The organism is Pseudomonas kilonensis (assembly GCF_001269885.1).
Classification (GTDB): domain Bacteria; phylum Pseudomonadota; class Gammaproteobacteria; order Pseudomonadales; family Pseudomonadaceae; genus Aquipseudomonas; species Aquipseudomonas kilonensis.
The window spans coordinates 692,067-709,160 of sequence record NZ_LHVH01000024.1 but is presented as its reverse complement, the minus strand read 5'-3'; the positions used below and the strand labels follow the sequence as shown (position 1 = coordinate 709,160).

Below are 17,094 nucleotides of genomic sequence, written 5' to 3'. Positions count from 1 at the left end.
CTCGGTCCCCCTGAAACCGCGTCGCCTGCATCGCGGGCAAGCCTTGCTCCCACAGGAGATAACCCTGGCCACATTGTATTACTTGGTTTTGAAGGTGTGTTTGAGGCTTACATCACCCGCCAACCCCCACCCAACGCCCTGTACAGCGCCACACTCGCCTGCACCCGCGCCAATCGCAGTTGCACGTTCATGTCCTGTGCGGCGTACAGCGTGCGTTGGGTTTCCAGCACGGTGAGCAGGTCTTCGGCGCCGGCCTGGTAGCGGCGTTGGGCGATGTCGAAGGCGGTCTGGGCCTGGTGCAGTTCTTCGCTTTGCCATTGCCGTTGGCGGTCCAGGCCGTTGATGCCGTTCAGGGCTTTTTCGACGTCGGCGAAGCCGTTGATGATGGCTGCGCGGTAGAGCTCCAGCAGTTCCTCCTGGCGCGCGGTGGCTCGGTCGCGTTCGGCGCTCAGGCGGCCGTTGTTGAAGATCGGCGCGGCCAGGCCGGCGGTGAGGTTGTAGACGTTGTTGCGCAGCAACTGGTTGGCGATGTCGGCGCCGCTGGCGAGGCTCAGGCCCAGGGTCACGCTGGGCAGCATGGCGGCGCGGGCCACGGTGATGTCGGCCTGGGCGGCGGCGAGGCGGGCTTCGGCGGCGGCGATGTCCGGGCGGCGGCTCAGCAATTGGCTGGGCACGCCAGCGTCGATGGCGGGCCAGTGCAGGCGGTCGAAACTGTCGTCGTCGAGCCTGACCGACTGCACCGGTTGCCCCAGCAGCGTCGCCAGGGTAATCAAGGCTTCGCGGGCCTGTTGCTGCACTTGGGGCAGCCGGCGTTGCTGGGCTGCCACCAGGCTTTTTTGCTGGGACAGTTCCAGGGCTGTGGCACTGCCGGCGTCGTAGCGGGTCTGCACCAGGTCGAGCACGCGTTGGGCGTTGCCCAGGTTCTGTTCGGCGATGCGCTGTTGCTCGCGCAGGGACAAGGCCTGGGTGTAGCTGTTGGCGACGCCGCTGAGCAGGGTCAACTCCACCGTCGCGCGGTCGAACTGGCTGGCCGACAACGTCTTCAACGCACTGTCCCGGGCCGCCCGTTTGCCGCCCCAGAAATCCAGCTCATAAGTGGCACTGAGGTTGGCGTCGTAGTAATCGATGGTGCGGTTGTTCCGATCCACATCCAGCTGGCTGTAGCCCTTGCCCCGTAGCAATTCCTGGCGATTGCCGTTGAGCCCGGCCGTGACCGCTGGCAGCAACGGCGCGCCGGCGATCACGGCGCTGGCCTCGGCCTGGCGCACCCGGGCCATGGCGGCGGCCAGGTCGTGGCTGTCCAGGCGCGCTTGCTCGATCAAGCGGTTCAATTGCGGGCTGCCAAAGTGTGTCCACCACTGCTGGTTATCCGCCCGGGCGTTGGGTGTATCGAGGTTCTGCCAGGCCGGTGGCGGTTGGAGGCCGCTGTCCGGGGCCGACGCAGGGGTGGCGCAGGCCGCCAGCAACAGGCTGGCGGCCAGGAGGGTCAGGTGGACTTTCATAGCGTGGGGTTCATTCACTGGTAAGGGCCGCGACCGGGTCGAGGCGGGCGGCCTTGCGGGCCGGCATGAAACCGAAGACAACGCCGGTGACCAGCGCGCAGCCGAAGGCACCGAACACCGCCAGCCATTCGAAGGCCACGGCGATCTTGCCCAGCAGCAAGGCACCGCCCACCAGCAGGGCCAGGCCGATACCGGTGACCCCACCGACCACCGAGAGCATCACCGCTTCGGTGAGGAATTGGCGCAGGATGTCGCGCTGGCGGGCGCCGGTGGCCATGCGGATACCGATCTCGCGGGTCCGTTCACGCACGGTCATGAGCATGATGTTCATCACGCCGATGCCGCCCACCAACAGCGAAATCGCCGCAATGGCCCCGAGCATCAGCGACAGCGTGCCCTGGGTGCGGGCCTCGGCCTGGATCATCGCGGCGTTGTTGGTCAGCTCGAAATCCTGCTTGCCGTCGTGCAGGCGCAACAGCGTCCGCGAGACGGCTTGCTCGGCCTGCTGGACTTTGCCTGCGTCCTTGGCGGCAATCACCACGTACTCGGGATGACGCGTGCCGAACAGCCGCACACTGGCGGCGGAGTAGGGCACCGCGACACGGTTGTCGGCGTCGGAGTCCCCGGAGCTGGCGCCTTTTTCGGCCAGTACGCCGACCACTTGGAACGGCACGTTCTCGATCAGGATGTAGCGACCGATGGGGTCGGCGACATCCTTGAGCAGTTTCTGTCGGACCCTGTGGCCGATCACCGCCACCGCCGCCGCGCTGCGCTCGTCGGCCTCGCTGAAGTAGCTGCCCTGGGCCACCGGCCAATTGAAGATGATCGGGAAATTAGTGTCGTTGCCGCCGACGTAGCTGGTGTGGTCGAGGTTGCCGAAACGCACGCTGGCCTCGGCACCGTTGACCGGCATGATCCGCTGCACCTCGGGCAACGCGGCGAGGGCGGCCAGGTCGTACTCGCTGATGATGCCCTTGGTGGCGCGCGGGGTGGGCGCGATGCCGTTGAGGTAAATGATGTTCGAGCCGAAGGCGCCCATCTGGGCCATGACCTGGCGCTTGCTGCCTTCGCCCACGGCCAGCATGACCACCACCGAGGCCACGCCGATGACGATGCCCAGTAGCGTCAGTGCCGTGCGGAAACGGTTGATCCACATCACCCGCCACGCCGCCTGTACCGCGTCCACCAGCTCACCTTTCCAGGCGCCGTTGTGTTCGCTGCCGGCACTCAGGCGCTGGCGCAGATCCACGGCTTGCAGTGCCTTTGGATTGGCTTGCACGTCAGTTGGCAAAGAAGTGGCGCTGTCGCTGATGATCAGCCCGTCGCGGATCTCGATGATGCGCTTGGCCCGGGCCGCCACTTCGCGGTCGTGGGTGATCAGGATCACCACGTGGCCCTGGCTCGCCAGTTCGTCGAGCAAGGCCATGACCTCGATGCCGCTCTGGCTGTCGAGGGCGCCGGTGGGCTCGTCGGCGAGGATGATGTGGCCGCCGTTCATCAAGGCCCGGGCTATCGACACTCGTTGCTGCTGGCCGCCGGACAATTGATGGGGGCGGTTGCCGGTGCGGCTGGCCAGGCCCAGGCGGTCGAGCAGGGCGCTGGCCCGGGCGTGGCGTTCGGCGGCCGAGGTGCCGGCGTAGATGGCTGGCATCTCGACGTTTTCCTGGGCGGTGCCGGAGGGGATCAGGTGATAGCCCTGGAACACGAAGCCGAACGCTTCGCGCCGCAGCCAGGCCAATTCATCGCTGCCCAGATTGGCGACGTCTTCGCCGGCGAAACGGTACTCGCCGCTGGTGGGGCGGTCGAGGCAGCCGAGGATGTTCATCAAGGTGGATTTGCCGGAGCCGGACGCGCCGACAATCGCCAGGAATTCCCCGGCGTGAATGGCCAAGTCGATGCCGCGCAGCACCTCCACCCGAGGACTGTCGCCACCGCCGTAGGCCTTGCGAATGTCCCGCAGTTCGATCAGGGGCGTGTTCATTCAGCCTCCGCTGCCGGTGGCCGGGCCGATCAGCACCCGGTCGCCTTCGCTCAGGCCGTCGACAATCTCGGTGCGCAGCCGATCGCTGACGCCGGTGCGAACGCTGCGCGGCTGGACATCGCCATTGTCGGCCAGCACCCGCACCTGGCTGGCGTCCTGCAAGGCGGCGATGGGCACGGTCAACACGTTCTTGGCCTGGGCGGCGACGAAAAACACCTGGGCGGTCATGTCGGTCATCAGCGCGCGGTCGGCGTTGTCGACGTCGAGTAATACGGTGTAGAGCACCACCCGCTCGCTGCCGCTGCGACCGCCCGTGGGGCTGCCGCCCTGGCTGGCTTCCAGCGGGCGTGGCGGCACCGGGAGGATCTGGCGAACGGTGCTGCTCCAGCGCCGGTTGCCGCCGGCCAGGGTGGTGAAGTAAGCGGTCATGCCCGGTTTGACGTGGCCGATGTCGGCTTCCGAGACTTCGGCCCAGACGGTCATTGGCGACAGGCGCGCGATGCGCAGGATCAACGGGGTTTGCTGCTGGGCGTTGAGGGTCTGGCCTTCCCGCGCACCGACGGCGACCACGGTGCCGCTCATCGGCGCATAGATGCGCGTGTAGCCCAGCTCGGCCTCGTCGCTGCGCAGGCTGGCCTGGGCCTGGCGGATCTGGGCCTGGAACATGTCGATGCGCGCCTGGGTCGCCCGCACTTCGGCCTGGGCAGTCTGCACGTCTTCCTCGCGGGTGGCACCGCCGGCCTTGAGTTGCTGCTGGCGGCGGGATTTCTGCTGCGCCAGGTCATGCTGGGCGCGCTGTTCCTGGAGCTGGGCCTTGAGGTTTTCGATGGAAAAGCGTCCGGCGTCGAGCTTGGCTTTTTGCGTGGACGGGTCGATTTCCACCAGCAACTGGCCTTCACGCACCTCGTCGCCGGCTTCCACATGAATCTTCTGGATCTGCCCGGACGCCTGGGCGCCGACGTCGACATAACGCCGCGGTTGCAGGGTGCCCAGGGCGGTGACGCTGTTTTCGATATCGCCCCGGATGACGGGTGCGGTGACCAGGGGCGCACGGCTTGGCGCCACCGCTTGCCACGCGGCGAAGGCCACGGCCGGAAGCAGGGCGAAGGTGAGAAGCCAGGCGCGTCGGGTAGGGCGGGGACGTTTCATGCAGGGTTCCGGCCGGTGATATCGGGCCCGTCCGAGGAAGGGCAGGGATGGGAGGCTGTTCTGGTAAACGAGCGTTCCGGGCGGGAATTTACTGGTGTGAAACACTTGGTAGCAGTTGGCGGAAGGGCAACGCAATAACCAAGTCAGGTGATGTGGTGGCGAGGGGATTTATCTGTGGCGAGGGGATTTATCCCCGCTGGGCTGCGCAGCAGCCCCCCATCGCCAAGCACTCGGTGTGCCAGATGGTTCGAGTAACAGGTTTTGGGGCCGCTTCGCAGCCCAGCGGGGATAAATCCCCTCGCCACAACAGCGGTTCTCGGCACCACTGGAAATGAACGAATCAGCCCGGATACAAACCAAAGCTTTAAATCTATATGAGAATTACTATAAATTACGCGATTGAATCTGCCACTATCGTGCCATTGCCTGTCCCGGGCATGCCGAGTGGGCACAGGGATAGCGGTCGCAGTCATTGCGCACGGGAGTCATGTTGGAAAACTACTATCGCGAGCTGGTGTGTTTCCTGAACGCCAGGCTAGGCAACCGCCAGGCGGCCGAGGATGTGGTGCATGACGCCTATGTGCGGGTGCTGGAGCGTGCCAGCGACGTCCCCATCGAGCAACCGCGGGCGTTTCTCTACCGCACGGCGCTGAACCTGGTGATCGACGGGCATCGGCGCAATACCCTGCGCCAGGTTGAATCCCTGGAGGTGCTGGACAACGAAGAACGCTTCTTCACGCCGTCGCCCCACACCAGTCTCGACCATGGCCAGCGCCTGGACATGCTCCAGCGCGCCCTGGCCGAGCTGCCGCCGCTGTGCCGCGAGAGTTTCCTGCTGCGCAAGCTCGAAGGCCTGTCCCATCCGCAAATCGCCGAGCGCCTGGGCATTTCCCGGGCGCTGGTGGAAAAACACATCGTCAACGCCATGAAGCACTGCCGCGTTCGCGTGCGACAGTGGGACGCGCCCTGATTCGGTCGTCACCGGTCACCCGGCGGTAAATTTTTTTTCATTGTCCTCGTTCCTCTCAACAGACGACTTGCCGGCGCCTCGAACGCCGGTCAGGTTCCCCAGGCTTTTCGTGCCCTGTTGAGGGGCTTTTCCAGAGGACACTGGACATGACACAGGCAATTGCATCGCCCATCGTTCACGACTTGATCGGCATTGGCTTCGGCCCTTCGAACCTGGCGTTGGCCATCGCGCTGCAGGAGCGGGGGCCGGTCCAGGGTGAACTGGACGTGCTGTTCCTCGACAAGCAGGCCGACTACCGCTGGCACGGCAACACCCTGGTGACCCAGAGCGAATTGCAGATTTCCTTCCTCAAGGACCTGGTGACCCTGCGCAACCCCACCAGCCCGTATTCGTTCGTCAATTACCTCAAGCACCACGGTCGCCTGGTGGATTTCATCAACCTCGGCACCTTCTACCCGTGCCGCATGGAGTACAACGACTACCTGCGCTGGGTGGCCGCACAGTTCGCCGAACAGAGTCGCTACGGTGAAGAAGTGCTGCGCATCGAGCCGGTGCTGCACAACCAGCAGGTCGAAGCGCTGCGGGTGATTTCCCGTGATGCCCAGGGCGAAGAGTTCGTCCGCACCACCCGTGCGCTGGTGGTCAGTGCTGGCGGTACGGCGCGCATCCCCGAGGCGTTCAAGGCGTTCAAGGATGACGCGCGGGTATTCCACCATTCCCAGTACCTGGAACGCATGGCCGGCCAACCATGCGTGAAGGGCCAACCGATGAACATCGCCATCATCGGCGGTGGGCAGAGCGCGGCGGAGGCCTTCATCGACCTCAACGACAGCTTCCCTTCGGTACAGGTCGACATGATCCTGCGCGGCTCGGCCCTCAAGCCGGCGGATGACAGCCCGTTCGTCAACGAAGTGTTCTCGCCGGAATTCACCGACCTGGTGTTCCAGCAACCCCACAGCGAGCGCGAGCGCCTGGTCAACGAATACCACAACACCAACTATTCGGTGGTGGACATCGACCTGATCGAACGCATCTACGGGATTTTCTATCGCCAGAAAGTCTCTGGCGTCGCCCGCCATGCGTTCCGCACCCTCACGACGGTGGAGAAAGCCACGGCCAGCGACGCCGGCGTGGAGTTGGCAGTGCGCAACAACGCCACGGGAGAGCTGACCGTGCGCCGTTATGACGCCGTGGTGCTGGCCACCGGTTATGAGCGGCAGATGCACCGCACTTTGCTGGAACCCCTGGCGCAATACCTGGGGGATTTCGAGGTGGATCGCAACTACAAGCTGATCACCGACGAGCGCTGCAAGGCGGCGATCTACATGCAGGGCTTCTGCCAGGCCAGCCATGGCCTGAGCGACACCCTGCTGTCGATCCTGCCGGTGCGCGCCGATGAAATCGCCGGCTCGCTGTATGAACACGGGAACCATCGCGGGCAGGCGCGTCCGGTGCCTGATTTGCGGTTGGCCGCTGTGTAGGAGCTGTGTAGGAGCTGTCGAGCGAAGCGAGGCTGCGATCTTTCCCCAAACACTTGAGTCCCAAGTGAAAGATCAAAAGATCAAAAGATCGCAGCCTCGCTTCGCTCGACAGCTCCTACAAAACAACCGCAAGCCAATCAGGAAATTCTTCAGAAATTTCCTACACTCACTTCACAGCCTCCTGCTGTTTGAAAGGCTTGGTTCGCTGTTCCCTCGTATTGGCAGTCTGAACCCCTCAGCCGGTCCACCCTGACTGAACGTGCAGTCGACGGTGCGCCGGGCCGACTACGCCAAACGAAACACCCTGATCAGATGATGCTGCTTCTACGCACAGGCCTGGTGGCGCTGTTGTTGGGCTCATTGAGTGTGGCGCCACCGGTGGGCGCGGCGCCCGAGGCGCTGCAGGTGCTCGGGCGCTCCAATGTGAGCGATTATTCGGTGTCCCTGGACGATGCCGACTGGACCTGGCTGCGCCAAAAGGGCACGTTGCAGCTGGGCGCCTCGGCGCCGGACTACGCGCCGTTCAGCATCACCGGCAATGGTCGCGACTATGAAGGCCTGACCGCCGACTACGCACAATTGCTCGGGCAACTCTTGCACATCCAGGTGCAGGTCCAGCGCTATCCGTCCCGTGCCGAATCGCTCCAGGCCCTGCGTGGCGGCGAGATCGATATGCTCGGCACCGCCAACGGCTTCGAAGCCGCCGATCCGGACCTGGCGATGTCCCAGGCCTATGCCGATGACCTGCCCACCCTCGTGGCCCGCATCGACGACAGCCAGGATTTGCCCAGCGACCTGGCGGGCAAGCGCGTGGCGATGCTGTATCACTACTTGCCGCCGGAGACGGTCGAGGCGTTTTATCCCGAAGCCTCCTTGCAGCTGTTCCCCTCGACCTTGAGCGCCATCGGCGCCGTGGCATTTGGTCAGGCCGACGTTTATCTGGGGGATTCGATCAGTTCCAACTACCTGATCAGCAAGAATTACCTGAACAATATTCAACTGGCCGATTTCTCGCGCATGGAAGTGCAGCCGTTCGCCTTTGCGGTCAGCCGCGATAACGCGCGGCTGTTGCGCATCGTCAATGCCGCGCTGCAAGCCATTCCCGCCAGCGAACACATGAGCATCCTGAGGCGCTGGAGTGCCGGCGGCGCGAGCATGCCGGGTCAGCAGGCGCTGCATTTCAGCGTCAAGGAGCAGCGCTGGCTGGATGCCCACCCACGGATCAAAGTCGCCGCCAACGAAAACTTCCTGCCGCTGACGTTCTTCGATGAACAAGGCCATTTGCGCGGCATCGGCGCCGATGTGCTGGCGAGGATCAGTTTGCGCACCGGTTTGAAATTCGATGTGCAGCGTGGCGGTTCGGTTGACGATTTGATCGGGCAGATCAAGAGCGGCAAGGCCGATGTCCTGGCGACCGCCATACCCAGCACCGAACTTGAAGACGAGTTGCGCTTTACCCGACCGTACCTGACGAACCCGTTCGTGCTGGTGGTGCCCGCTCGGGCCAAGGGCCCGCTAACCCTGGACCAGATGGCCGGCAAGCGCCTGGCGCTGGTGCGCGGCAACGTGTTGCGCGAGTTCCTGCTGGAGCAATTCCCCCGCGTGCAGTTGGTGACGGCACAAACCACCGCCGACGCCATGGCCATGGTCGCCGCCGGCACGGCGGACGCTGCGATCAATCCGCTGATCAGCGCCCGCTACATGATCTCCCGCCAGTACCGCGACACGTTGCAGGTCACCAGTACCGTCGGCACCTTGCCCGCGCGCGTTGCGTTGGCGACGAACCGGGGCGCATTGGAGCTTTATTCGATTCTCGACAAGGCGCTGTTGAGCATTTCTCCCGAAGAGATGGACGAGCTGACCAACCGCTGGCGCAGTGAGGTGGTGATCGACGACAGTTATTGGCTGCGCAACCGCACCACGATTCTGCAAGGGTTCACCGTCGCTGCGCTGCTGTTGCTGGTGACCTTGGGCTGGGTCATTTACTTGCGGCGCCTGCTGGAGCAATTGCGCGTCGCCAAGGAAAGCGCCGACGACGCCAATCGGGCCAAGACCACTTTCGTGGCGACCATGAGCCATGAGATCCGTACGCCGATGAATGCGGTGATCGGCCTGCTGGAACTGGCCCTGAAAAAAGCCGACCAAGGCATCGTGGACCGCTTCGCCATCGAGGTCGCGTCGGGGGCCGCCCATGGCATGCTGGACTTGATCGGCGACATCCTCGACATCGCCCGCATCGAGTCGGGCAAGTTGTCGCTGGCGCCGCAGCGGGCCAATCTGCACGAATTGACCGAGTCGGTGGTGCGGATTTTCGAGGGCCTGGCCCGGCAGAAACACCTGCGCCTGCAACGGGTATTGGATGCCGGGGTCAACCGTGACGTGTTGATCGACCCGTTGCGCTTCAAGCAGATCGTCTCGAACCTGTTGAGCAACGCCATCAAGTTCACCGAACAGGGTGAGGTGCGCCTGAGTGTGCGCGGCGAGCTGGACGTTGAACACGGACGCCTGGGCGTTTGCCTGCGCGTCGAGGACACCGGCTGCGGTATTTCGCCTGAGGACCAACGCCGCCTGTTCAGCCCCTTTACCCAGGCCAGCCACACGACCCAGTCGGCCCGCAGCGGTTCCGGGCTGGGGCTGGTCATCAGCCGCACCTTGTGCGAAATGATGGGCGGCACCCTGACGTTGCGCAGCGTGGCGGGGGCGGGCACGCAGGTCGAGATCCTGCTGGACCTGCCCCTGCTCGACGCTTTGCCGACCGCGCCACCTGTCGAGGCCGAGGCGCCGGTGCCGGACCGGGCGCTGAGTATCCTGGTGGTCGACGACTACCCGGCCAACCGCTTGCTGCTGTCCCAGCAACTGGGCTACCTGGGCCATCGTGTCCAGGAGGCGCAGAACGGTGTCGAGGGTCTGCAGGCCTGGCGCAGCGAATACTTCGATGTGGTCATCACCGACTGCAACATGCCCTTGATGAGCGGCTACGAACTCGCACGGGCCATTCGCGACGAAGAGCGTGCGCAAAACCTGTCGCCCGGGGTGATCCTGGGCTTCACGGCCAACGCCCAGCCTGAGGAAAAGGACCGCTGCGCCGAGGCCGGGATGGACGATTGCCTGTTCAAACCCATCGGCCTTCGGGAGCTCAATGCGTGCCTGGCTTCGGTCACGCCGCACGCGGCGGCGCCTCAGCCCAGCGATGGCTTTGATTTGACCAGCCTGGAACAACTGACCGGCGGCGACACGACCGCCATCAGGGCGCTGCTGGAGGAACTGGTCAGCAGCAATGCCGACGATCTAGCGCGACTGTTGCACCTGTCCGGCCGACACGACTTGCCGGGCTTGGCGGACCTGGCGCACCGGATCAAGGGTGGGGCGCGGATCGTCCAGGCGCAACGCCTGATCGCCGCCTGCGAGGCGCTGGAAAGCGCTTGTCGGGGCGGCGACACGTTGCTGCTCGCCCAAACCGTGGAAGATATTCGCCAAGCCATCGAGCACCTGGCGGAGCAACTGAAGACCTAACAAGGGCTTCGTCTGGCTTCATTTTAGGAATAGTCCTACATCGTCTTTCAAACGCTTCCTCTAGCCTGACGGCCCTTAATGTTCTGAGCCGGTTTCTACCTGGCGCGTTGCTATTGGAAAGCTTGCCATGCCGAACAAAGCACTCCGTATCCTGATTGCCGACCCACACCACGCTCATCGAATCGTGCTGGAGCGCCTGTTCAATCAACAGGGCTATTTCCGGATTGTCCCCGTGAGCCATGTGCAAGAGTTGCTGACGCTGGTGGAGTACGGCAGCGAGCCCTTCGACCTGATTGTCGTCAATGCCGGGCTGGCAAGCGGGGCGTTGGACTTGCACGATTTTGTTATCTATAACCCACAGGTTCGTCACGGAATGATTTACAACGCGCCACCGGCCAGTCGGTCGCCGGTGCCCGTTGCGCGTCGATCGAGCCTGCACCTGAGCCAGGCGCCACTGCCTGACCTTGCCTCCCTGCGACGCCTGATGGAGCGGGTCGACCCTCATGCCAGTGAGTCGCTGCAACCGTGGACCCACCCTCTCAGGCAGGGCCATGGACGCTGAGGAAGACCGCTGGTCTGCACTGTCGGATCTGACAGGTGGCAGGGCTTGGGGCTTGTGCAAGAGTCCGGTGCAGTCATGGCGCCGGTGCCGTTTGTAATGACCTGGGGAATTGCCTTGAAAGACGTGTTGATCGTGGATGACCACCCTGTCATACGAGGGGCGCTGCGGCTTATTTGCCAGAATGAGGCATTCACCCATATCCGGGACGCCAGCGGTGTGGCCGATGCCAGGGCCCTCATCAAGGAGTGTGCGCCAGACCTGGTGATCCTGGACCTGGTGATGAACGGTTTCGATGGCCTGGACCTGCTGGTCTGGATCATGGCCCAGTTCCCTGAGTGCAGCGTGCTGGTGTTCACGGCCCAGGATGCGCAGCATTTCTGCAACCGCTGCATCTCGGCCGGTGCGCGGGGCTTTGTGACCAAGAAAAGCGACCTCAAGGAGCTGACCAAGGCCATCCAGGCCTTGAAGTCCGGTTATGCCTATTTTCCGCAGATGTCCGTCAGGCTGGATTTTCAGCAGCGCAGCGAACAACAGGCGCTGGAAAGCCTCTCCACCCGCGAGTTGTCCATCCTGCGCATGCTGGCCATGGGCATGCGCGGCAAGGACATCGCCGAAAGCCTGTTCCTGAGTCCAAAAACCGTCAGCACCTACAAGACTCGGCTGCTGGAAAAGCTTGGCCTGCAATCCTTGGTGGGGCTGTCGGAATTTGCCAAGCGCAATCATATTTGAATGAGTTACACCCAAACCTGTGGGAGCGGGCTTGCTCGCGAATGCGGTGTGTCAGCCAGCATTTACTTCACTGACACTCCGCATTCGCGAGCAAGCCCGCTCCCACAGGGGAACTGTGGTGACATTGAAGTTTTTCTAAATGCTCAATCGTTCTCTGGATAGAACGCTAAAGCCGATTTTTGCAGTCTAGTGCTGCAAAGGTGTCGGTTCTAAGCTGTCTCCATTAAATCGCAGCACCTGATTTTTGGAGACGCAGCATGAAAAACATCATCGGCCTCTACACCAGTCCACGGCCCCATTGGGTCGGCGATGGCTTCCAGGTTCGCACGCTGTTTTCCTATGACAACCTGGGCAAGCACGTCAGCCCGTTCCTGCTGCTGGACCACGCCGCCCCGACTGAATTTACGCCCACCACCGAACGTCGTGGTGTCGGCCAGCACCCGCATCGCGGTTTCGAAACCGTGACCATCGTCTACCAGGGCGAACTGGAGCACCGTGACTCCACCGGCAGCGGCGGCAAGATCGGTCCCGGCGACGTGCAATGGATGACCGCTGCTTCCGGCATCATCCATGAAGAATTCCACTCCGAAGCTTTCGCCCGGCAGGGCGGGTTCATGGAGATGGTCCAGTTGTGGGTCAACCTGCCCGCCAAGGACAAGATGGCCCCGGCCGGCTACCAGACGATCCTCAAGGGCGACATTCCGAACATCGCCTTGAAGGACAACGCCGGCAGCCTGCGCCTGATTGCCGGGCGCTTCGAAGGGCAGCAAGGCCCCGCCAGGACCTTCACGCCCATCGACGTCTGGGACATCCGCTTGAATGCCGGGAAAAACCTCATCCTTGACCTGCACGAGGGCCACAACACCGCATTGGTGGTGCTGCGAGGCTCGGTCCAGGCCAATGGCCGCGAACGGGTCGAGGCCGGGCAAATGGCCCTGTTCGACCGGGCTGGCGACCAATTGAGCCTGCAAGCCAATAACGATGCCGTGGTGCTGCTGCTCAGTGGCGAGCCGATCGACGAACCCATCGTCGGCCATGGTCCGTTCGTGATGAACAGCGAGCAGGAAATCCACCAGGCCTTCGAAGACTTCCACTCCGGGCGCTTTGGCCGGATGGACGACTGAACGCGAAAACAACAGCCACTCCGATCCAAATGTGGGAGCGGGCTTGCTCGCGAAGGCGTTGTGTCAGCAGACATTTACTTCACTGACACTCCGCCTTCGCGAGCAAGCCCGCTCCCACAGGAGTTTTGTGGGGATCTCTACAGCCTGGTCAATCTGTGCCAATCTTCGCCAATCGCCTTCCTGGAGCTGTCCCGATGCTGTCTCTGATCTCCGAGCACCCGCTGCTCTGTGCCCTGGCGCTGCTGGTGCTCGACCTACTGATGTGGCATTTGGTCAGTGCGGCTCGGATCTATTGGAAAGTCGGCGCAAGGCTGGTGATTTTTTCGTTGTTCAGCGTGCTGCTGTTCAACGAGGGTCTCAACCCCATGGTCCCGGCGCAGTGGGTTGACGATGTGCCGCGGCACCTGGCGGCTACCGGTTTGCAGATCACCTGGTGGCTGTTTGCCGCGCGAACCCTGACGGTGCTGATCGGCGCGGCGATGATGCAACGGGTCGGCCATACCGGGCGGTTGCTGCAGGATTTGCTCGGCGCGGTGATTTTCCTGATCGCCGTCATCGCCGCAATGGCCTACGTGCTGGATTTGCCGGTCAAAGGCGTGCTGGCGACGTCCGGCGCGATGGCGATCATCGTCGGCCTGGCCTTGCAGAGCACCCTCAGCGACGTGTTCTCCGGGATCGTGCTCAACACCACCAAGCCTTATCAGCTCGATGACTGGATTTCCATCGACGGCACCGAAGGCCGGGTCACTGACATCGATTGGCGGGCCACGCGCTTGCAGACCGCCCAGGGCAGCATGGCGGTGATTCCCAACTCGTTGGCGGCGAAGGCCAAGGTCATCAACTTCAGTCGACCCAGCGATGTCCATGGCTTGTCCATCAGCATCCAGGTCAGCCCTCATGCGCGGCCACAAACCGTGATCGACGCGTTGGAGCGGGCGATGATCGGCTGTCGTTCCTTGCTCGCCAGCCCGGCCCCCTGCGTGACGCTCAAAAGCAGCGGCAGTGGCGGCGCGGAGTACGAGATCAGCGGGTTCGTTGCCTCCATGGCCCAGAAACGCACGGTGCGCAACCAGCTGTTCGACCTGGCGTTCCGGCATTTGCAGGCGTCGGGCGTGAGCCTGTTGTCCACCAGTGAAAGCGCGGCTCCCCAGGCGGTGTCGCGGCCCCGGGCGTTGCTGGAAAGCTCGAACATTTTCTCTACCCTGCGCCAGGACGAGAAAGACACCTTCAGCCAGAACATGACCCTGCAGACCTTCCGTGCGGGTGACGTGATCCTGGCGGCCGGGGAGGTCAGCGATCATCTGTTCATCATCGAGTCCGGGGTGGTCAGCGTGACCCTCATGCGCAACGGCCAGCCACTCGAGGGCGGGCGCATGGGGCCGGGGGAGGTGATCGGCGAAGCCGGGATCGTCGCCGAGCAGGCGGCGCTGGCGAATTTTTCCGCCAAGACTTTCTGCACCCTGTACCGCATCGAGAACAGCTACCTCAAGCCATGCCTCGAGGCCCGTCGCGACATCAACGACGCGATGAAAAACCTGCTGGACGTACGCATGCACCTGGCCCAGAACCTGACCCGCGAAGCCCCCAAGCCCATCGCCAAGAAACGCTTTTTGCAATGGTTGCGCAGCCGGGCTTGAACCGCGCTCCCTCGCTGTGTGGGAGCAAAGCTTGCTCGCGAAACAGGCGCCTCGATCTCTGAAGGACTGCATCGCACCCATCGCGGGCAAGCCTTGCTCCCACAATTCCCTCGCCACGATAGATTCGTGTTCTTCCCAAAGGATTAGCATCGGTCTGCCATTGGCCACCCGAACTTCCCAACAATTGGCTATTTGTACCGCGCCACCGCACGGCTAACGTAGCGCTACACCCAATTGTCCTGGAGTTCACCATGCAACCGCGTATCGATTTCTACACCGCTTCCCCTGACGCTTTCAAAGCCATGCTGGCCCTGGAAACCGCCGTCTCGAAGCTGGGCCTGGAGAAGTCCCTGCTGGAGCTGGTCAAGCTGCGCTCCTCGCAAATCAATGGCTGCGCTTTCTGCATCGACATGCACACCGCCGATGCCCGCAAGGACGGCGAGACCGAACGTCGGCTGTACGCCGTGACCGCTTGGCGCGAAGCACCGTTCTTCACCGGTCGTGAGCGCGCGGCACTGGCCTGGACCGAAGCCCTGACCCGTCTGAGCGACACCCACGCGCCGGACGCCGACTATGCCTTGCTGAGCGAGCATTTCAGCCCCAAGGAAATGGTCGACCTGACCGTGGCGATCAACGCCATCAACGGCTGGAACCGCTTGGCAGTGGGCTTTCGCAAGATGCCTGAAGCGTAGTCAGCAGAAAAATACCTGTGGGGGTGAGCCTGTGGGAGCACACCTGTGGGAGCAAAGCTTGCTCGCGATAGCGGTCCAATAGTCCATGCCCCATTGACTGACACACCGCCATCGCGAGCAAGCTTTGCTCCCACACGGATTTAATCGGTTTGCTTCACATTAATAGGAAGCATTACTATTCGCGCCTCGTTCCCACAGCGCGCCGTGATGACCCCAAAGCTGCCCCGCAGACCCGGCTTTTTCGAGCATTACGAAGAGTTGATCGGCACCTGGACCCGTCGCCTGCGCAATCGCCAGCAGGCCGAGGACCTGGCCCACGACACCTTCGTGCGGGTGCTTGAGTCCGATTCGAGCGCGGTCGAGCAGCCGCGGGCCTACCTGCATCAGACGGCGCGCAACATTGCAGTGGATGGCTATCGGCGCGAAGATCGACGGGGGGCCATGGAAGAGGCTGTCATCGACCCTGGTCAGTCGTTTTCGGGCGACCCGGAGCACTTCATGCACGCGATCCAACTGGCCGACGCCATCGAGCAGGCGCTTGCCGAGCTGCCGGCCAACTGCCGCACGGTGTTCGTCTGGCAGAAGATCGAAGGCCTGACCCAGGCGGAAATCGCCGAGCGCCTGGGCCTGTCAAAGAACATGGTGGAAAAGTATATGATCCGCACCCTGCGGCATCTGCGCGATCGTCTGGACGGGCCTGGCCAATGATCCGTCGCCTTCTTTCACCTGAACCACAGGACCTTCCATGATGGATAGCCGTGAATGCCCGTGCGGGCAGGACAAGGTTCGCGACGCGGCGGCGCAATGGTTCGTGCGTTTGCAAGCGCACGCCATGAGTATCGAGGAGCGCCGGCGTTTCGAAGCCTGGCTGGACGAACATCCCAATCACCGCGACGAAGTCCAATTGCTGCAGGGCATCTGGAGCGCCACCGACCTGTTGCCCAAGGAACGCCTGCAAGCGCTGTGCGAACCGCCAGCCGAACGTCCCAAGCACCGACCGCTGTTGCGCTATGCCGTCGCCGCGGGGCTGTTCGCGGTGGCACTGGGATTGGGGCTGTTCAGCGGTTTGAGTTCTTCCACCGACTACCGCGGCGAATACGCCACCGCCCTCGGTGAGCGTCGGCATATCGCCTTGCCGGACGGCTCGGTGATCGACCTCAACAGCCGCAGCCGCCTGCGTATTGAGTTCGCACACCATCAACGCCGGGTGGAACTGGCCGAAGGCGAGGCCTTGTTCACGGTCGAGCATGATGCCGGTCGGCCATTCACCGTCGATGCGGGCAACGGCCAGGTGACGGTGACCGGGACGCGCTTCGACGTGCGTCGCGATGCCGACCAGACCCGGGTGGTGGTGGAGCAGGGCAGCGTCAAGGTCCAGGGCCGCGCCGCGCCCTTGGCTCAATTCGTCAGCCTGACGGCGGGCCTCGGCACCCAGATCGATGCCCAGGGCAAAGTTGCCACACCTTACGCGGTCAACGCCGAGGCGCTCACCGCCTGGCGCAACGGCAAACTGGTGTTCGACAACGCACCGCTCAAGGAAGTGGCTGAAGAAGTCTCCCGCTATCGCGCCCATCCCCTGCGGGTCGGCAGCGCGGCGGTGGGCAACCTGCGCCTGACCAGTGTGTTCCGCGCCGATGATCCGGAGGCATTGCTCAAGGCGCTGCCGAACATTCTTCCGGTGGCAGTGCGGAACCTGGATGACGGCAGCCAGGAAATAATCGCACGATAGATTCAGGTTTTTTCCGAGCTCATCG

Annotated in this window: 13 protein-coding genes; 10 read left to right on the top strand and 3 right to left on the bottom strand. The window is 63.3% G+C overall.

Annotation, left to right across the window (positions count from 1 at the left end; translation table 11 throughout):
* Positions 1 to 107: 107 nt before the first annotated feature.
* From AD662_RS19555 to AD662_RS19545, 3 genes are read right to left on the bottom strand one after another with little or no spacing between them, the layout of a single operon-like run.
* Positions 108 to 1,502, bottom strand: coding sequence for an efflux transporter outer membrane subunit (locus AD662_RS19555; protein WP_053189486.1), 1,395 nt, complete (start codon positions 1,500 to 1,502; stop codon positions 108 to 110).
* A gap of 10 nt (positions 1,503 to 1,512) precedes the next feature.
* A complete protein-coding gene (locus AD662_RS19550) occupies positions 1,513 to 3,483 on the bottom strand; it encodes a MacB family efflux pump subunit (RefSeq protein WP_053189484.1) in 1,971 nt (656 codons plus the stop codon).
* Positions 3,484 to 4,632: an efflux RND transporter periplasmic adaptor subunit gene (locus AD662_RS19545; RefSeq protein ID WP_053189478.1), complete on the bottom strand. Its 1,149-nt coding sequence runs from the start codon at positions 4,630 to 4,632 to the stop codon at positions 3,484 to 3,486. It lies immediately after the preceding gene.
* 487 nt (positions 4,633 to 5,119) lie between these two features.
* On the opposite strand from AD662_RS19545, the gene AD662_RS19540 reads away from it, so the two are divergent.
* The 10 genes from AD662_RS19540 to AD662_RS19495 all read left to right on the top strand — a co-directional run bounded on the left by AD662_RS19540 (position 5,120) and on the right by AD662_RS19495 (position 17,069).
* Positions 5,120 to 5,602: a sigma-70 family RNA polymerase sigma factor gene (locus AD662_RS19540; RefSeq protein ID WP_033062455.1), complete on the top strand. Its 483-nt coding sequence runs from the start codon at positions 5,120 to 5,122 to the stop codon at positions 5,600 to 5,602.
* A 146-nt stretch (positions 5,603 to 5,748) separates the two neighbouring features.
* Entirely contained in the window at positions 5,749 to 7,083 is a 1,335-nt protein-coding gene (locus AD662_RS19535; RefSeq protein WP_053180708.1) for a lysine N(6)-hydroxylase/L-ornithine N(5)-oxygenase family protein, read from the top strand.
* 312 nt (positions 7,084 to 7,395) lie between these two features.
* Complete coding sequence (locus tag AD662_RS19530; RefSeq protein ID WP_053189477.1) at positions 7,396 to 10,596, top strand: transporter substrate-binding domain-containing protein; 3,201 nt, start codon at positions 7,396 to 7,398, stop codon at positions 10,594 to 10,596.
* 127 nt (positions 10,597 to 10,723) lie between these two features.
* On the top strand, positions 10,724 to 11,158 hold the full coding sequence (locus tag AD662_RS19525; RefSeq protein ID WP_018602864.1) for a response regulator: 435 nt from the start codon (positions 10,724 to 10,726) through the stop codon (positions 11,156 to 11,158).
* A 114-nt stretch (positions 11,159 to 11,272) separates the two neighbouring features.
* Positions 11,273 to 11,887 (top strand): response regulator transcription factor, encoded by a 615-nt coding sequence (locus tag AD662_RS19520; protein WP_033062458.1) that lies wholly within the window; start codon positions 11,273 to 11,275, stop codon positions 11,885 to 11,887.
* A 257-nt stretch (positions 11,888 to 12,144) separates the two neighbouring features.
* Positions 12,145 to 13,011 carry a pirin family protein gene (locus AD662_RS19515; protein WP_053189476.1) on the top strand — a complete coding sequence of 289 codons (867 nt, stop codon included), beginning with the start codon at positions 12,145 to 12,147 and terminating at the stop codon, positions 13,009 to 13,011.
* A 194-nt stretch (positions 13,012 to 13,205) separates the two neighbouring features.
* Complete coding sequence (locus tag AD662_RS19510) at positions 13,206 to 14,648, top strand: mechanosensitive ion channel family protein (RefSeq protein WP_018602871.1); 1,443 nt, start codon at positions 13,206 to 13,208, stop codon at positions 14,646 to 14,648.
* A 251-nt stretch (positions 14,649 to 14,899) separates the two neighbouring features.
* A complete protein-coding gene (locus tag AD662_RS19505) occupies positions 14,900 to 15,340 on the top strand; it encodes a carboxymuconolactone decarboxylase family protein (protein ID WP_003203930.1) in 441 nt (146 codons plus the stop codon).
* Positions 15,341 to 15,547: 207 nt separating this feature from the next.
* Positions 15,548 to 16,048 (top strand): sigma-70 family RNA polymerase sigma factor, encoded by a 501-nt coding sequence (locus AD662_RS19500; protein WP_018602875.1) that lies wholly within the window; start codon positions 15,548 to 15,550, stop codon positions 16,046 to 16,048.
* 37 nt (positions 16,049 to 16,085) lie between these two features.
* Positions 16,086 to 17,069: a FecR family protein gene (locus AD662_RS19495; RefSeq protein WP_053189475.1), complete on the top strand. Its 984-nt coding sequence runs from the start codon at positions 16,086 to 16,088 to the stop codon at positions 17,067 to 17,069.
* Positions 17,070 to 17,094 lie beyond the last annotated feature (25 nt).